This is a genomic window from Rhodanobacter sp. KK11 (assembly GCF_033345435.1).
GTDB lineage: Bacteria > Pseudomonadota > Gammaproteobacteria > Xanthomonadales > Rhodanobacteraceae > Rhodanobacter.
The window spans coordinates 245,558-260,965 of sequence record NZ_JAWPMI010000003.1 but is presented as its reverse complement, the minus strand read 5'-3'; the positions used below and the strand labels follow the sequence as shown (position 1 = coordinate 260,965).

The following is a 15,408-nucleotide window of genomic DNA, read 5'->3' as shown; positions in this document are numbered from 1 at the left end:
GCCGCCGTTCAGTCCTTTGCCACCGCGACCAGAGCCGGGCGCAGCAGGCGATCGTTGAGCACATAGCCCTTCTGCAGCACGCTGACCACGGTGCCCGGCGCCTGGCCCGGGGCCTCGACCATGCTCACCGCGTGATGACGTTCCGGGTCGAGCGGCTGGCCCTGCGGATCGACCTGCGCCATGCCATGGTTCTCGGCCACCTTGAGCAACGCCTTCAGGGTCAGCACGAGGCCTTCGCGCATCGAGGCAAAGTCGCCGCCCTCGATCGCCAGCCCGCTCTCCAGACCGTCGTAGACCGGCAGCAGCTCGCTCAGCAGTTTCTCGTTGGCGAAGCGGCGGGCCTGTTCCAGGTCGCGGTGAAGGCGGCGCCGCTGGTTCTCCAGCTCTGCATGCTCTCGCAACACCGTCTCGCGCAACTCCGCGTTGCTTGCTTCCAGCTCGGCCACACGCGCCTGCAGACTTGCCAGTTCGGTGGTCGTCGACTCGGCGCCCTGGCCCTGCAGCGGCGTTTCGCCCGGCGACTGCGGATCGTTGTTCTGCATGCTCACTCCAAAACAAAGTTTCGTGGCCGACACACGCGCCGACCGCCCAGATTCGCGAGAAATCCCGCTCCCGGGGCGGTTATAGGGTCGTGGCAGCGCGATTCAAGGCGTCGCTGAGCAATCCGGCGGTGGCCTGCACCACCGGGATCACCCGTTCGTAGGCCATCCGGGTCGGGCCGATCACGCCGACCGCGCCCAGCACGCGTCCCTGTGCGCCGTAACTGGCGGTCACCACGCTGCAGCCGTCGAGGGCGGTGAAGCCGGATTCCTCGCCGATGAACAGCCGCACCCCCGGCGCGCGGGCGCAGACTTCCATCAGTTGCAGCAATTCGTTCTTCTGCTGGAACGCCTCGAACAGTTCGCGCAGGCGCTGCAGGTCGGCCAGCTCGGCGTAGCCCATCAGGTTGGTCTGCCCGCTGACCAGCACGTCCGGGCCGCTTGGGCCACTGGCCGACGGCGCGAACGAGGCAGTGGCCAGCTCCACCGTGCTGGCCAGCATCCGGTTCAGCTCGCTGCCGGCCGTGCGCACCTCGGCCAGCAGGCTGGCGCGGATGTCGTCCACGCGCAGCCCGGCGAAATGGCTGTTGAGGTAGTTGGCGGCCTGCTCCAGCTCGCGTGCGCCCAGCGGCTTGGCCAGCTGCACAATGCGGTTCTGCACCTGGTTGTCGCTGAACACCAGGATCACCAGCACCCGTGCGTCCGGCAGCGCCACGAAGTCGATGTGGCGCAGCGGGAAATCGGCCTGGCGCGGCACCGTGACCACGCCGGCGAAGCGGGTCATCGCCGACAGCAGGGTCGACACGTTGCCGAGCAGGTCGCGAGTGGTGGTCGGCCCCGGCGGCAGTTTGCGCTGCAGGCGCGCCATCTCCGCCTGCGGCAGCGGCTGCAGTTCGATCAGGCTGTCCACGAACAGACGCAGGCCGCGCGGGGTGGGCACCCGACCCGCCGAGGTATGCGGCGAGGCGACCAGGCCGGCGTCCTCGAGGTCGGCCATGATGTTGCGGATCGTCGCCGGACTCACGTCCAGACCGGATGAGCGCGATAGCGTGCGCGAGCCGACCGGCTCGCCATCGGCCAGGTATTGGGCGATCAGCGTGCGCAACAGGCGGCGGGCACGCGCATCGAGGTCGTGGCCATGCGGATTGATCATGCGGCTGTAGCGATCCTTGAGACCCGACAGAAATAAGGTCTGCGCGCGCAGCTTGCAAGTGAAACATGTCGCGCCACCGGGCTGCCGCTACAATCCGGTCACTCCATCAGCAGCCTGCCCATGCTCACCTCGCTCTACGTCCGTCACTTTGCCGTCGTCGAAGCCGCCGAGGTCGCGTTCGGCCCGGGTCTGACCGTGGTCAGCGGCGAGACCGGCGCCGGCAAGTCACTGCTGGTCGACGCCTTGATGCTGCTGGCCGGCGCCCGCGCCGACAGCGGCATGGTGCGCGCCGGCAGCGACCGTGCCGAACTGGCGGCCGAGTTCGACCTGGCCGAGCTGCCCGCAGCCCGCGACTGGCTGCAACGCGAGGAACTGGACGAGGACGGCGGCTGCCAGTTGCGCCGGGTGATCCGCGCCGAAGGCAGCTCCAAGGCCTGGATCAACGGCCGCCCGGCCAATGCCCGCCAGCTCGGCGAGCTGGCCGCACTGCTGGTCGAGATCCACGGCCAGCACGAACATCAGGCGCTGCTGTCGCGCCCGCACCAGTTGGCCCTGCTCGATGCCTACGCCGGCCACGACGACCTGCTGGCGCAAGTGCGCGGCAGCGCAGTGCAGTGGCGTGAGCTGGGTGCGCACATGCGCAAGCTCAGCGGCGGCGACGATCGCGACCAGCGCATCGAACTGCTGCGCCACGAAATCGACGAATTGGAAAAATGGGCGCTGCCCCCCGCCGAACTGGCCGAGCTGGAGGCGGACCACAAGCGCCTCGCCAATGCCGGCCGACTGGCTGAAGGTACCGCAGGCGTGGTCGAGCTGCTCGACGGCGACAGTGAATTCGCGTTACGCCGCGCACTCGGCCGGGCACAAACCGAACTCGGCAAACTGGCCGCGCTCGACGACGCGCTGAACCCGCTGCTGGAGCTGCTGGACAACGCTGACATCCAGCTTGGCGAAGCTGCCGACGGCCTGGCGCGCTATGCACAGGACGTCGACCTCGATCCGGAGCGCTATACCGAGGTCGACAACCACCTGGCCCGCCTGCACGAGTTGTCGCGCCGGCATCGACTGCCGGTGGCCGAGCTGTACGACCGGCTGGCCGCCCTGCGAACCGAATTGGCCGAGCTCGAAGGCGCCGGTGACGCGCTGGAACGACTGGCGGCACAACGCCAGCGCTTGCTGGACGAGTACACCCGTGCAGCAGCCGGACTCAGCGAAGCACGCGCCGCCGCTGCCGCCCGGCTCGGTGACGAGGTCAGCGTGCTGATGGCCGAGCTGGGCATGGCCGGTGGCCTGCTGCGCGTCGAGCTGGAACCGGCTGCCGGCGGCGAGCCGGACCCGCAGGGCGGGGAACGCTGCGAGCTGCTGGTCAGCGCCAACCCCGGCCAGCCGCCGCGCCCGTTGCGCAAGGTTGCCTCCGGTGGCGAACTGGCGCGCATCAGCCTGGCGATCGAGGTCGCCACGCTGGGCAAGGACACCATTGGCAGCATGATCTTCGACGAGGTCGATACCGGTATCGGCGGCGCGGTCGCCGAAGTGGTCGGGCAGAAACTGCGCGCGCTGGGCACCCAGCGCCAGGTGCTGTGCGTCACCCATCTGCCGCAGGTAGCCGCCCAGGGCCATGCGCACCTCAAGGTCAGCAAGCATAGCGACGGCGACTCCACCCGTACGCAGATCGAACGGCTCGACGCTGCCGGTCGCCGCGATGAACTGGCGCGCATGCTGGGCGGCGTAGAGATCACCCGCGAGACGCGGGCCCATGCGAAGCAGATGCTGGAGCGGGCGCAGACCGCCTGATCCGGCGACCGGTCATCCAGTCGGCGGCAGCATCCCGCGCTCGGTGGCCATCCGGTACAGATCCAGTTCCGAACCGGCGCCCAGCTTGCCCATCAGGCTGGCGCGATGGATGTAGACCGTCTTCTGCCCGATCCCCAGTTCCGCCGCCACCTGTTTCGGGGCGCGGCCACCGGCCAGCAGCAGGAATACCTCGCGCTCGCGCGCGGTCAGCCGGTTGATCGGGTCCAATGCCGCGTCCGGGCGATCGGCCCGGCGCTGGCGCAAGTCCGAGCTGAGGAAACACTCGCCCTGCATCACCGCACGAAGGCCCGCCACCAGTTCCTCCGGCGCCACGCCCTTGGTGACGTAACCGCTGGCACCGCGGCGCAGCGCCTCGGATACGTACGGTTCGCCGTCGTGCATGCTCAACACCACGACGTGGGTTTGCGCGTGCACGCTGAGCAGATGTTCGATCAGCGGCAGGCCGCTGCCGTCGGGCAGGGAGAGGTCCAGTGCGACAAGGTCGGGATGCCAGTGGCTTACCGCCTCGACCGCATCGTCGGCGCTGCGGCACTCGGCTACCACGTCGAGATCGGGCTCCATCTCGATCAGCCGCTTGAAACCCTCGCGAACGATGGCGTGGTCGTCGACCAGAACGATGCTGTACATCCCGCTACTTTACACACGGACTCCCCTGCCACGCACCTCCCCTCCGGCACGCCGACGGCAGGACCGGGGGTGCCCATGTAACATCCGCGCATGCGCCTGAAGCCCCTACGCCTGCCCGACTCCGGCCCCCTGCTCGCTGCCGGCTACCTGCTGCTGTGGCTGCTGCTGTGGCTGACGGTGCAGCCGTATTGGATGTTGCCTTACGGTCTGCGTTTCGGTGCCCTGCTGCTCACTCCGGTTCGTTACTGGGGCTGGCTGCTGGGTGCCGAGCTGGTCGCCACCGCCGGTATCAGCTGGACCCATGGCCTGCCGCAGGGCTGGGTCGGTTTCGCCGTCGACGAGCTGCCGGAGCCGCTGGTGATGGCTGCCGGCCTGTGGTTGCTGCGGCGGTTCAACCTGCACGCCAGCCTGCACAGCCCGCAGGAAGTGACCCGCCTGCTGCTCTCCGTGGTGCTGGTGGTGACCGCCACCACCGCCGTCGATGCGGCCCTGCTGGCGCTGGTCAGCACGCCGAGTTCGCCGGAACTGATCATCCGCGTGCTCGGCGAAGAACTGCTCAGCCACTATCTGGGCATCCTGCTGATCGTGCCGCTGATGATCATGCTGCTGCGCACCCGGATCGAGCAGCGAGCCCTGGTCAGCCTGTTCATGGACGGGCTGTTGGTGATGCTGCCCTCCATGACGATCCTGCTGGTGCTGTCCGAACAGGCAGCTCCCCAGCCGCAATTCGCCCGCGTGCTGTCGCTGGCGCCGGTGTTGTTCTTCGCCTTCCGTCACGGTTGGCGCGGCGCCAGCCTGGCCATGCTCATCACCAGCCTTGGCATGACCCTGGTCGATCAGCACCTGGGCCATGCCCCTTCGAACGCCGCGGCCTACCTGTTCCTGGCCGTAGCCGGGACGGGTGCGCTGATGCTGGGCTCGGCCACCGATGCGCTGCGTCGGAGCAGCGAGCGGGTCGCCGAGCAGAACGTCTATCTGGGCGCGGTGAACCGCCGGCTGGACCAGTTGGCCCACCAACTGCGCGATGCCGCCCGCGGCAACCTGCAGGCCGACGAGAACCAGCGCCGGCACCTGGCTGCCGAACTGCACGACGAGCTGGGCCAGAACATCACCGCGATCCAGACCCACGTGAAGCTGGCCCAGGCCCGCCTGCACCAGGCCGGCATGGAGGACATCAGCGCCTCGATCAATACCATCCTCGCGCACATGCGGCGGGCCCTGCATCGCCTGCTGGACGATTTGCGCCCTGCCGTGCTGGACGAATTCGGCCTGCTGCGCGCCCTCGACGAGGGCCCGATCCGCGACCTGCTGAATGCCGCCGGGATGACCTACCGCACCGAGCTGCACGGCGATCCGCGCCTGCTGGACGACGACACCCGCACCGCGATCTATCGGCTGGTACAGGAAAGCGCGACCAATGCCGTCAAGCACGCCAAGGCCAGCGAGTTCCGCCTGCGCCTGCGCATCGGCGAGCGCCAGGGCGTCCCAGTGGCCCTGCTCGATCTGCGCGACGACGGCACCGGCCTGCCCAGCCGGCTGCCACGGGGCGGTCGCGGCCTGCAAGGCATGCGCGACCGCGTCACCTCACTTGGCGGGCAGTTCCGCCTGCGTCCGGCACCTGCCGGCGTTCATCTGCGTATTCTGTTGCGCAGCAACAACCATCCCACCGAGAACAGCCGGTAGGACTAGGAATTTTTCCGATACCGGGAACGTGAAGCCCCCGTTAGGATCGCTTCATCGATGTGGGGGAGCCACCATCGCAAGATGGTGGATCAGGGTCACCGTGGGGACGGGGGCCCTGAAACAACGGCAGGATGCCGTTTCGCCGCTACCTGGCGATGGTCAAAAGGCGACAGCGAGCCATTCGCGCCGCCGATCGGCAGGTAGGGGAGCAGCCGCGGGCGGACAGGAGTCCTCCCCGCGGCTTTTTTGTGCCCGCCTGCACGCCGCTTCCCGCGCCGGCCAGCACTTTGCAGCCAGGGTGGCGGCTCAGTCCTTGCGTGCGCGCTGCTTCGGCCGCACGTACAGCACCAGGCTGTGATCTTCGATCACGTAGCCGTGCTTCGCCGCGATCTCGTGCTGCAGCCGCTCGATTTCCTCGCTGACGAACTCGATCACGTTCCCGCTGTCCACATCGATCATGTGATCGTGATGCTTGCCGCGATCGAGTTCGTAGACAGCCTGACCGCCTTCGAAATTGTGCTTGACGATGATACCGGCCGCCTCGAACTGGGTCAGCACGCGATACACCGTGGCCAGGCCGATGTCTTCCTGGTGGGCAAGCAGCCTCTTGTAGACGTCTTCGGCAGTGAGGTGCTGAGCGCCCTCTTCGTCGAAGATTTGCAGGATGCGCATGCGCGGATGGGTCACCTTGAGACCAACCCTGCGCAACTCTTTGGTTTCCTGTTCCATGATTCACCCCCGCACACGGCGTTTCCAGGCCGGTAGTGTATCATCCGACACCCTCACGACCCGGACGCAACACGCATGCAAAAGCTGATCACCCTGCTGGTTTTCGCCATGCTGGCGCTTTCCGTCGCCGGCTGCCACATCGTCTACAAACCGGACGTGCAGCAAGGCAATCTGCTCGACAAGAAAACGGTGGATCAGCTCAAGCCCGGCATGACCAAGCGCCAGGTACTGGTGCTGATGGGCACCCCCTCGGTCAACACGCCGTTCGACCAGAGCCGCTGGGATTACGTGTCGACCATGTCGCACCGGGGCGGCGCGATGAAAGTGCGCACGTTCACCCTGACCTTCAACAACGACACCCTGGTGCGCACCGAGGGCGATTTCTTCGCGCAGGATGCCCAGCAACTGGTCAAGGACAGCAAGAAGTACAACGCCGGCTATCCGGCCACCGAAACCCAGGGCGACAAGAACACGTCCCCGGACGAGAAGAAGAATGGCGGCTTTGGCCAGGGCGGCAACCCGGATGGCAACGACGGCCACTGACCCGGCAGCATCCCCTCAGCGGGCGCGCCGGCGGCGTGCCTCCATCGGGTCAAGTGCCAGCGGTCGGTAGATTTCGATTCGGTCGCCTTCCCGCACCGGCCGATCCGGTCCCACCTTCCGCGCGAAGATGCCCAGGCGCGATGGGTCGATCGCCTCGCCTGGGAGCATGGCGACCATTCCCGAGGCCGCGATCGCCTGCATCACCGTGCTGCCAACGGCCAACTCGACCCGGCGCCGGACCACCTGCTCGGATCCAGCGTAGACCACCTCGACGCGGATCGTGCGTTCAGCCATAAACCCGCTCGGCCTCGCGGCAGAAATCGCCCACCATGCGCCCGGCCAGTCCCTGGAACCCCAGTTTCAGTGCGCCGCCGCCGAGCCGACCGGCATAGTCGAAATCCAGCTCGAACGCGACCTTGCACCCGGTTTCGCCCAGCGCGATGAAATTCCACACGCCTTCGAGGCTGCGGAACGGACCATCGACCAGATCCATCCGCAGGCGCCGCGGCGGGTCGAGCGTGTTGCGCGTGGTGAAACTCTGATGGAATCCGGCGAACTTCAGGTCCAGTCGCGCCACCAGCACGTCGTCGCTGCGTCCGATGATCTCGGCACCGGCACACCAGGTGAAGCGCTTTGGGTATGCTTCAACTTCGTTGACCAGCTCGAACATCTGCGCCGGCGAATACTTCACCAGTGCACTGCGGCGGATTTCGATCACGGCAACCTCTTGGGCTTGTGCATTCATCCATGAATGCGAAGATCAAATGAGCGCCCTTCCCGGGGTGCACTCTCGACAAATGCGTCGCTCCGATGGGGCGACGGGCAATACGGCCGCCCAGAGGCCCTAAGTTTAGCGGACATGGCAAAGGCGAAGGACAAGGACAACAAGGGCAGCGGCACCATCGCGCTCAACAAGCGCGCGCGCTTCGAGTACCACATCGACCAGCGCTTCGAGGCCGGCCTCGCGTTGCAGGGCTGGGAGCTGAAGGCCCTGCGCGCAGGCCGGATCAACTTCGGCGACAGCTACGCGGTCGTACTGAAGAACGAAATCTTCCTGGTCGGCGCCTCGATCCCCCCGCTGATCAGCGCCTCCACCCACGTCGTCGCCGAGGATCGGCGCACCCGCAAGTTGCTGCTGCATCGCAAGGAGATCGACCAGCTGATCGGCGCAGTCGAGCGCAAGGGCTACACCCTGGTGCCCACCGCGATGTACTGGAAGGGCAACAAGGTGAAGCTCGAGATCGGCCTTGCCCGCGGCAAGCAGGAACACGACAAGCGCGATACCGAAAAGCAGCGCGACTGGCAGATCGAAAAGCAGCGCACCATGCGCTCGCACAACCGTGCAGCCTGAAGCCGCCGCAGGAAGTGCAAGAAAAACCCCCGGCAAGCCGGGGGTTTTGCATTGGTGGAGGTGGCGGGAGTCGAACCCGCGTCCGAAGGCGTTCAACGCCTGGATCTACATGCTTAGCCCGCCGTTCGATCTCGTTCCGCGACAAGCACGATGGGCAAGGCGCACCGCGGAACCAGCCTGATTGATTTAGCCTAGAACCGCCAGGCGGCAGCGTTCGGCGATCTCATGATAATGACCCTACACCGACGAGCATGAGCACAAGTGGGTTCGGGGCTAGGCCTTAAGCGGCCAGAGCGTAGTTGTCGTCGTTGGCAACTATGAGTTTGCTGCTGGATTAACGAGGAAAGCTGCCCCCTCGGCATGCACCAAGTCGTCTCACTACCTCCGTCGAAGCCAGGACACCCCCGGAAGAACGAGCGGACCACGCCAGTATATGGGGGCGCGGATCGTAACGGCAATGCCGCACGATTGAGGAGGCCTGTAGCGGATACGCACTGTGCAAACATTGACCAACGTCAAGCCGAGTGTTGTTCGTGCGTTAACGCAACGTCTATACTTGGTGACTTGCGCGCTCCCGTATTCGTCGCACAGTGGGAATGATCTCGATGACTCGATTGCAATTGCTTGGCCTGGCCGTAACCGCAAGCCTCTTTGCCGCCGCCAGCGTACATGCCGAAGGCGACAAGGCTGCCGGTCGCAAACTGATCTACACGTGCGCCGGTTGCCATGGCGTGCCCGGCTATACCAACGCCTATCCGCAGTACCCGGTGCCGAAGATTGCCGGACAGAACGAGCAATACATCGTCAATGCCCTGCAAGGCTACCAGAGCGGCGGCCGCAAGCATCCGACCATGGATGCGCAGGCACAGAGCCTGTCCGCCACGGACATCCAGAACATCGCCGCCTATCTTTCCAGCCTCGCCAAGTAAGTTGCCAAGGACTTCCCGCATGAAACGTGCAATCATCCTGCTTTCATTCGGCGCCATCCTGGCGTTCGCTTCCACCCAGTCGATTGCTGCCGGCAACGCCGAGAACGGCAAGCAGAAGGCGGCCACCTGCTTCGCCTGCCATGGCACAGACGGCAACGCGGTCGACCCGCAGTACCCGCGCCTGGCCGGCCAGTACAACCTTTATCTGCAGAAAGTGCTGCACGAGTACAAGGACGGCGAGCGCGACAATCCGATCATGAAAGGCATGGTGGCCACCCTGTCCGACCAGGATATCGAGGACATCTCTACCTATTTCTCCAGCTTGCCGAGCAAGCTGGATACGCTGAAGGGGCATATCAGCGGCAGCAACTAGGTCCGCCTAGTCGCGTGAAAACATCAAGGGTCCGCGTTGGCGGACCCTTTTGTTTTGCGGCGGCGTTGTCGTTCAGGCAATCGCCGACTTGCCCTCCGGCTTGCTGTAGTAAGGCTTCTTGCCGGCGGCGTGGTCGGTGGCGTCACGCACCGCCGTGATCTCCGGTACCCGCTCGCGCAGCGTCTTCTCCACTCCCTGCTTCAGCGTCACGTCGACCATCCCGCAGCCGTGGCAGCCGCCACCGAACTGCAGCAGCACCGCGCCGTCGGCGTCAATCTCCAGCAGGCTGACCCGGCCGCCGTGCGAGGCCAGCTTCGGGTTGACCTCCGCCTCCAGCACATAGCGCACGCGCTCGATCAGGCCTGCTTCCACACCCGGCACGTCGCCCTTGATCTTCGGTGCGCGAATATTGAGCTGGCCACCGGTGGCATTGGGCTCGAAGTCGATGCTGGCCTGATCCAGCCAGCTGGCGCTGTCGCCATCGATATGGAAGTCGAAGCCGGCGCACTCGATCGTCCATTCCCCGCCGGCCAGATCCGCGGGCTCGCAGAACTCCAGCTCGCAGTTGGCCGCCGGCGTGCCCGGTGAGGTCACCCGCAGGCGGATGCCCAGCCCGTCGATGCCTTGCTGTGAAAGAAGCCGCAGGAAATGCTGCTGCGCGCGTTCCGAGATTTCGATCATGCCTGCTCCAGGGTCGCCGATGAGTGCCGATGGATGGAAATCGGCTAAATAGCACCATTTTAGTCCTGTTTAGGGTCCCGCGCGCGCTTTGACATTTGCGCGCACAACTTCGACGCTTCGCATCCCCAAGACTCAAGCCTCGACGGAGATCACGATGAACGCCAACGACCTGGCCAACGGGCATTGCCAACCGCGCAAGGGCAAAGAGCACGCCCTGAACGCCGAGCAGGCGGCCGAGCTGTTGCGGCAATTGCCGGGCTGGCAGCTGCACCGCGACGGCACGGCCATCGTCAAGGATTTCCGTTTCGCCGACTTCCACCACACCCTGGGCTTCATCAACGCGGTGGGCTTCATGGCCAACCAGGAAGACCACCACCCGGACATCGAAGCCGGCTACGGCCACTGCCGGTTGCTGTGGTCGACCCACGACGTGGGCGGCCTGTCGCTCAACGATTTCGTTTGCGCAGCACGGGTCGACGCCCTGCTCGCGCGCTGATCAGGAGCCGGTGCGCGATTTCTCCTGCATCCACACCAGCCGCTTTCCCTTCACCGCCAGCACGTCGAGAAAATCCTTGAGGTCCTGCGGCAACGGCGCGGAAAAACTGTAGGAGCGCCCGTCCAGGTCGAAGCTCATGTGCGATGCGTGCAGGAACATCCGGTGCAGGCCCATCTCGCGATAGCGCTTGTTCATCTCGCGATCGCCGTACTTCGGGTCGCCGGCCAGCGGATGGCCGACATGCGCCGCATGCACGCGGATCTGGTGGGTGCGGCCGGTGCCCAGCGTGGCCTGCATCAGGCGGGCGCTGGGGTATTGCTCCATCTCGCGGAAAAAGGTCAGTGACGGCTTGCCGTGGTCCGACACCCGAACCATCCGCTCACCGCCTTGCAGCACGGACTTGAGCAATGGCGCATTGACGTCGAATTTGGCCTTGGACGGGTGGCCGAGCATCAGGCACAGGTACTGCTTGGTGACCTCACCGGCACGGATCGCTGCCTGCAGGCCGGTCAACCCCGCTCGCGTACGGGCAAACACCAGTACACCGCTGGTATCGCGATCGAGCCGGTGCACCAGTTCCAGGTGTTCCTGCGGCCGGGCTGCGCGCAGCAGTTCGATCGCGCCATGGCTGACTCCGCTGCCGCCATGACTGGCCACCCCGGCGGGCTTGTCGATCACCAGGAAGTGCTTGTCCTCGAAGATGACCGCCTCGGCCAGCTCGGCGACCTGCCCCTCGGATGGCCCCTGCTGCTCCGCTCGCTCCGCCACCCGGACCGGCGGAATACGTAACGTATCGCCATCAATGAGACGAGTGTCGGGTTTGGCCCGCTTGCCGTTCACACGTACCTGGCCAGTACGCAAGAGTCGGTAAATCATGCTCTTGGGCACGCCCTTGAGGATGGTCACCAGCGCATTGTCGATACGCTGGCCGTCGCGCTCGGGGCCGATCTCGACTTGACGTACACCGTGAGATGCGTCATGGGAAGTTGCCGTCTGCATTGAAAAAAACCTGTTTAAATAGGATACTCGGCGGGCGCTACATTCTGCCCGCCGCAATCCGGACCGGGCCGAATGCCCTCCCGGATGTCGGCGAGGGTTGCTCCGATTGCCTTGTGGCGGCCGGTTGCGACTCCCTTTCATCGTAACGGTTTGGGTCGCTGTTTGTCCGATGCCATTGCGGTGTCGGGGCGGTGGGCGCTGCTGACCGAATCATCCCGACGCCGGAAACGGTGCCGTTTTTTTGCCGCTTAACCGCAGCGGCGCGATCTCCGGCAGGCCGCCATGGTGGCGCCACCGTGGCACGCGACGCGCGGCTAGCCGAGGATTACCACCATGAAACGCATGTTGATCAACGCGACTCAGCGTGAAGAGTTGCGCGTGGCTATTGTCGACGGCCAGACCCTGTACGACCTGGACATCGAAATCCCTTCGCGGGAACAGAAAAAGTCCAATATTTACAAGGGCCGAATCACCAGGGTTGAGGCTTCACTCGAAGCCTGTTTCGTCGAGTACGGTGCCGAGCGCCACGGCTTCCTGCCGCTGAAGGAGATCTCCCGCGAATACTTCGCCCCGGGCCTGGATCCGCACAAGGCGAACATCCGCGAGCTGATCAAGGAAGGCCAGGAAGTCGTCGTCCAGGTAGAGAAAGAGGAACGCGGCAACAAGGGCGCCGCCCTGACCACGTTCATCAGCCTGGCCGGCCGCTACATGGTGCTGATGCCGAACAACCCGAAGGCCGGCGGCGTCTCGCGCCGGATCGAGGGCGAGGACCGGCAGGCACTGAAGGAAGCCCTGGATCACGTCACGGTTCCCGATGACGTCGGCCTGATCGTGCGCACCGCCGGCCTCGGCCGCGACGCCGAAGAGCTGCAGTGGGACCTGGACTACCTGCTGCAGCTGTGGAAATCGATCTCCGCGGCAGCCAGCAAGCAGAAGGCGCCGTTCCTGATCTACCAGGAGTCCAAGCTGTTCATCCGCGCCCTGCGCGACTACCTGCGCAGCGATATCGGCGAGATCCTGATCGACGAGGAATCGCTGTACAACGATGCCCGCGACTTCATGCAGCAGGTGATGCCCAACGCCCTGCGCAAGCTCAAGCTGTACAAGGACGACACCCCGCTGTTCACCCGCTACCAGATCGAGACGCAGATCGAGAGCGCGTTCGACCGCCAGGTACGCCTGCCCTCCGGTGGCTCGATCGTGATCGACCAGACCGAAGCGCTCACCGCGATCGACATCAACTCCTCCAAGGCCACCAAGGGCTCGGATATCGAGGAAACCGCGTTCAACACCAACTGTGAAGCGGCGGTGGAAATCGCCCGGCAGTGCCGCATCCGCGATGCCGGTGGCCTGATCGTGATCGACTTCATCGACATGGACAGCCCTAGGCACCAGCGCGAAGTGGAAGACCGCCTGAAGGAAGCGCTGAAACAGGATCGTGCCCGCGTGCAGATCGGCCGCATCTCGCGCTTCGGCCTGCTCGAGATGTCGCGCCAGCGCCTGCGCCCCAGCCTCGGCGAAGCGACCCAGATCGTCTGCCCGCGCTGCGAGGGCCACGGCCACATTCGCGGCGTCGAATCGCTGTCGCTGTCCACCCTGCGCCTGATCGAAGAACACGCAATGAAGGACAACACCGGCCAGGTGCTGGTGCAGGCGCCCACCAGCGTTGCCAACTTCCTGCTCAACGAAAAACGCGCCAGCGTGGTCGAGATCGAGCTGCGCCACAAGGCGCACGTGGTGATCGTCGCCGACGAGAAGCTGGAAACCCCGCACATCGAGATTCAGCGCATCCGCGAGGCGGAGATGGGCGAGCACAGCAAGCCCAGCTACGAGCGCCTCACCACGGTGGAGGCCACGCCGATCCCGAAGATGGGCCAGACCCTGGGCAGCGGCGAACAGCCCGCGGTGAGCGGCATCGTACCGGCCAGCCCGGCACCGGTGCGCGAGGAAGTCGTCGCCCCAGCCTCCGCGGCGCAGCCAGCTGCACGCCGTCAGCCGGCAGCCATTCCGCCGAAGGCCCCTGCTGCCGCGGTCCCCGCCGGCGGCATCATCTCGCGCCTGTTGGGCTGGTTCCGCAGTGCGGAGACGGCAGCGTCGGCGCCGCAGCGCGCCGGCAGGGACGGCGGCGACCGCAACCGTCGTGACGAGCGCGGCAATCGCAACGGCGCCAGCGCAAATGCTCCGTCGTCGCGCCAGCCACGGCGCGAGAACACCCAGCAAGGCCCGGCGAAATCCACCACCCAGCAGCCGCGCGGCAATCGCCAACGTAACAACGAGGGCCAGCCGCGTCCGGCACAGCAGGCGCAGGCGGCCAAGGCGGAACCGCGTCAGCCCAAACCGGCCGCCGCCGAGGGCACCCCGGCACGAACGGAACGCAAACCGAATCCACAGCAAGCGCCCAAGACCGAACGGCCGCCTCGTGCCGCCGCCGATGAGCGTCCGACCGCAGCTCCGCTGGATGACGCGGCGAAAGAAGCCGAGCAGTTGCCGCTGGCGCCGGTCACTTCGACGGCTCCCGAGTCCGTCGACAACACCACGGATGCCGAAGGCGGCCAGTCGCGCCGTCGCCGCGGCCGCCGCGGTGGTCGCCGCCGCCGCCGTCACGACGAAGCCGCCGCCGGCAGCGCGGGCATCGACAACGCTCAGGTGCAAGCACTCGACGACGAGGACCGCGACGAAACTGCTACGGCCGCCGGCGCAGACATTCCGGTCGCGCACACCGGGCCGTCGCCGCATGACTCGTCGCCCACGGCCGGCCCGAACGACAACGCCACGATGGCGGCCGCCGCTCCCGCGGTTCGTCAGTCGACACCGGTCCAGCCGATCGAAAAGGCCGCCACCGCCTCGGCAGCCGCGGCGGTCAGCGCTGCTGTGCCCGCCGTCACGGCGTTCAACCTGCCGCCCCTGCCGCCGATCCCCGATGTGGTGAAATCCGCGACGGCAACCGCCGCGACCGATGAACAAGACGTCGTGACAGTCACCTCCGCGGCTGCCCCGGAGCCGAAACCGCAAACGACCCCGTTCACGGCGAACAGTGCAGACTCCCACACGGCTGTTGCACCGGCAGTCGTCACTACGGCTGTTGCAACGCCAACGACGATCAGCCGCCCGGTCTCCGACGCGACATCGACCGTCGGAGTTCCGTCGACGGCACAACCGATCCCGACGGCGGCTCCGGCAACCCCGACGCCCGCCTCTCACGTGGCCCCTGCACCGGCCACGACTGCAGCCTCGTCGGCCGATCAGGCAGAGCGCCCGGCTGACGTGACGACGGCATCGGACACCATCGACACGCCTGAAACGCCGGCGCCGGTCGACGCGGTGGATTCATTGCCGCTGCCCGAGCAAGGCGACCTGCTGGCCCAGCCGGTGACTCTTCCGGCAGCAAGCCCGGTGCCGCCGGCCACCGAGGAAAGCGAACCGGCCATGTCGCGGTCACGCACCGAGCCCGATACCCATGAGGGCAACTCGCGCGGCTGAGTCCTGGCAG

General features: G+C 66.1%; 16 protein-coding genes and 1 other RNA gene. 8 read left to right on the top strand and 9 right to left on the bottom strand.

Features of this window, described 5'->3' with window-relative positions:
* Positions 1-8: 8 nt before the first annotated feature.
* Positions 9-542, bottom strand: a complete 534-nt coding sequence (gene grpE, locus R5H19_RS09110; RefSeq protein ID WP_318158672.1) for a nucleotide exchange factor GrpE — start codon at positions 540-542, stop codon at positions 9-11.
* Between the two features lie 79 nt (positions 543-621).
* Complete coding sequence (hrcA, locus tag R5H19_RS09105; protein ID WP_318158671.1) at positions 622-1,692, bottom strand: heat-inducible transcriptional repressor HrcA; 1,071 nt, start codon at positions 1,690-1,692, stop codon at positions 622-624.
* Between the two features lie 120 nt (positions 1,693-1,812).
* On the opposite strand from hrcA, the gene recN reads away from it, so the two are divergent.
* Positions 1,813-3,486: a DNA repair protein RecN gene (gene recN, locus R5H19_RS09100; RefSeq protein ID WP_318158670.1), complete on the top strand. Its 1,674-nt coding sequence runs from the start codon at positions 1,813-1,815 to the stop codon at positions 3,484-3,486.
* A 12-nt stretch (positions 3,487-3,498) separates the two neighbouring features.
* Here the strand turns inward: recN and R5H19_RS09095 are convergent, their stop codons facing one another.
* Positions 3,499-4,134 (bottom strand): response regulator transcription factor, encoded by a 636-nt coding sequence (locus R5H19_RS09095; protein ID WP_318158669.1) that lies wholly within the window; start codon positions 4,132-4,134, stop codon positions 3,499-3,501.
* Positions 4,135-4,224: 90 nt separating this feature from the next.
* Between R5H19_RS09095 and R5H19_RS09090 the strand changes: the two genes are divergently transcribed.
* Positions 4,225-5,817: an MASE1 domain-containing protein gene (locus tag R5H19_RS09090; protein WP_318158668.1), complete on the top strand. Its 1,593-nt coding sequence runs from the start codon at positions 4,225-4,227 to the stop codon at positions 5,815-5,817.
* A 306-nt stretch (positions 5,818-6,123) separates the two neighbouring features.
* Here the strand turns inward: R5H19_RS09090 and fur are convergent, their stop codons facing one another.
* Positions 6,124-6,546 (bottom strand): ferric iron uptake transcriptional regulator, encoded by a 423-nt coding sequence (fur, locus tag R5H19_RS09085; protein ID WP_318158667.1) that lies wholly within the window; start codon positions 6,544-6,546, stop codon positions 6,124-6,126.
* Positions 6,547-6,621: 75 nt separating this feature from the next.
* Here fur and bamE point away from each other — a divergent pair, with 75 nt between their 5' ends.
* Positions 6,622-7,089, top strand: coding sequence for an outer membrane protein assembly factor BamE (bamE, locus tag R5H19_RS09080; RefSeq protein WP_318158666.1), 468 nt, complete (start codon positions 6,622-6,624; stop codon positions 7,087-7,089).
* Positions 7,090-7,104: 15 nt separating this feature from the next.
* On the opposite strand, the gene R5H19_RS09075 is transcribed toward bamE, so the two are convergent.
* Complete coding sequence (locus R5H19_RS09075; RefSeq protein WP_318158665.1) at positions 7,105-7,383, bottom strand: RnfH family protein; 279 nt, start codon at positions 7,381-7,383, stop codon at positions 7,105-7,107.
* Complete coding sequence (locus tag R5H19_RS09070) at positions 7,376-7,807, bottom strand: type II toxin-antitoxin system RatA family toxin (protein ID WP_318158664.1); 432 nt, start codon at positions 7,805-7,807, stop codon at positions 7,376-7,378. Before R5H19_RS09070 ends, R5H19_RS09075 begins: the two co-directional genes overlap by 8 nt.
* A 141-nt stretch (positions 7,808-7,948) precedes the next feature.
* On the opposite strand from R5H19_RS09070, the gene smpB reads away from it, so the two are divergent.
* Positions 7,949-8,440 carry an SsrA-binding protein SmpB gene (smpB, locus tag R5H19_RS09065; protein WP_318158663.1) on the top strand — a complete coding sequence of 164 codons (492 nt, stop codon included), beginning with the start codon at positions 7,949-7,951 and terminating at the stop codon, positions 8,438-8,440.
* Between the two features lie 52 nt (positions 8,441-8,492).
* On the opposite strand, the gene ssrA is transcribed toward smpB, so the two are convergent.
* Positions 8,493-8,846: a transfer-messenger RNA gene (gene ssrA, locus R5H19_RS09060) on the bottom strand.
* 199 nt (positions 8,847-9,045) lie between these two features.
* Here ssrA and R5H19_RS09055 point away from each other — a divergent pair.
* Positions 9,046-9,369, top strand: coding sequence for a cytochrome c (locus R5H19_RS09055; protein ID WP_318158662.1), 324 nt, complete (start codon positions 9,046-9,048; stop codon positions 9,367-9,369).
* Positions 9,370-9,388: 19 nt separating this feature from the next.
* Positions 9,389-9,742, top strand: coding sequence for a cytochrome c (locus R5H19_RS09050; protein ID WP_318158661.1), 354 nt, complete (start codon positions 9,389-9,391; stop codon positions 9,740-9,742).
* A 72-nt stretch (positions 9,743-9,814) separates the two neighbouring features.
* Here the strand turns inward: R5H19_RS09050 and R5H19_RS09045 are convergent, their stop codons facing one another.
* Positions 9,815-10,423, bottom strand: coding sequence for an NfuA family Fe-S biogenesis protein (locus R5H19_RS09045; protein WP_318158660.1), 609 nt, complete (start codon positions 10,421-10,423; stop codon positions 9,815-9,817).
* A 154-nt stretch (positions 10,424-10,577) separates the two neighbouring features.
* Between R5H19_RS09045 and R5H19_RS09040 the strand changes: the two genes are divergently transcribed.
* A complete protein-coding gene (locus R5H19_RS09040; RefSeq protein WP_318158659.1) occupies positions 10,578-10,919 on the top strand; it encodes a 4a-hydroxytetrahydrobiopterin dehydratase in 342 nt (113 codons plus the stop codon).
* On the opposite strand, the gene R5H19_RS09035 is transcribed toward R5H19_RS09040, so the two are convergent.
* Positions 10,920-11,918 carry an RluA family pseudouridine synthase gene (locus R5H19_RS09035; protein ID WP_318158950.1) on the bottom strand — a complete coding sequence of 333 codons (999 nt, stop codon included), beginning with the start codon at positions 11,916-11,918 and terminating at the stop codon, positions 10,920-10,922.
* Positions 11,919-12,251: 333 nt separating this feature from the next.
* Here R5H19_RS09035 and R5H19_RS09030 point away from each other — a divergent pair, with 333 nt between their 5' ends.
* A complete protein-coding gene (locus tag R5H19_RS09030) occupies positions 12,252-15,398 on the top strand; it encodes an Rne/Rng family ribonuclease (protein ID WP_318158658.1) in 3,147 nt (1,048 codons plus the stop codon).
* The last annotated feature ends 10 nt before the right edge of the window (positions 15,399-15,408 follow it).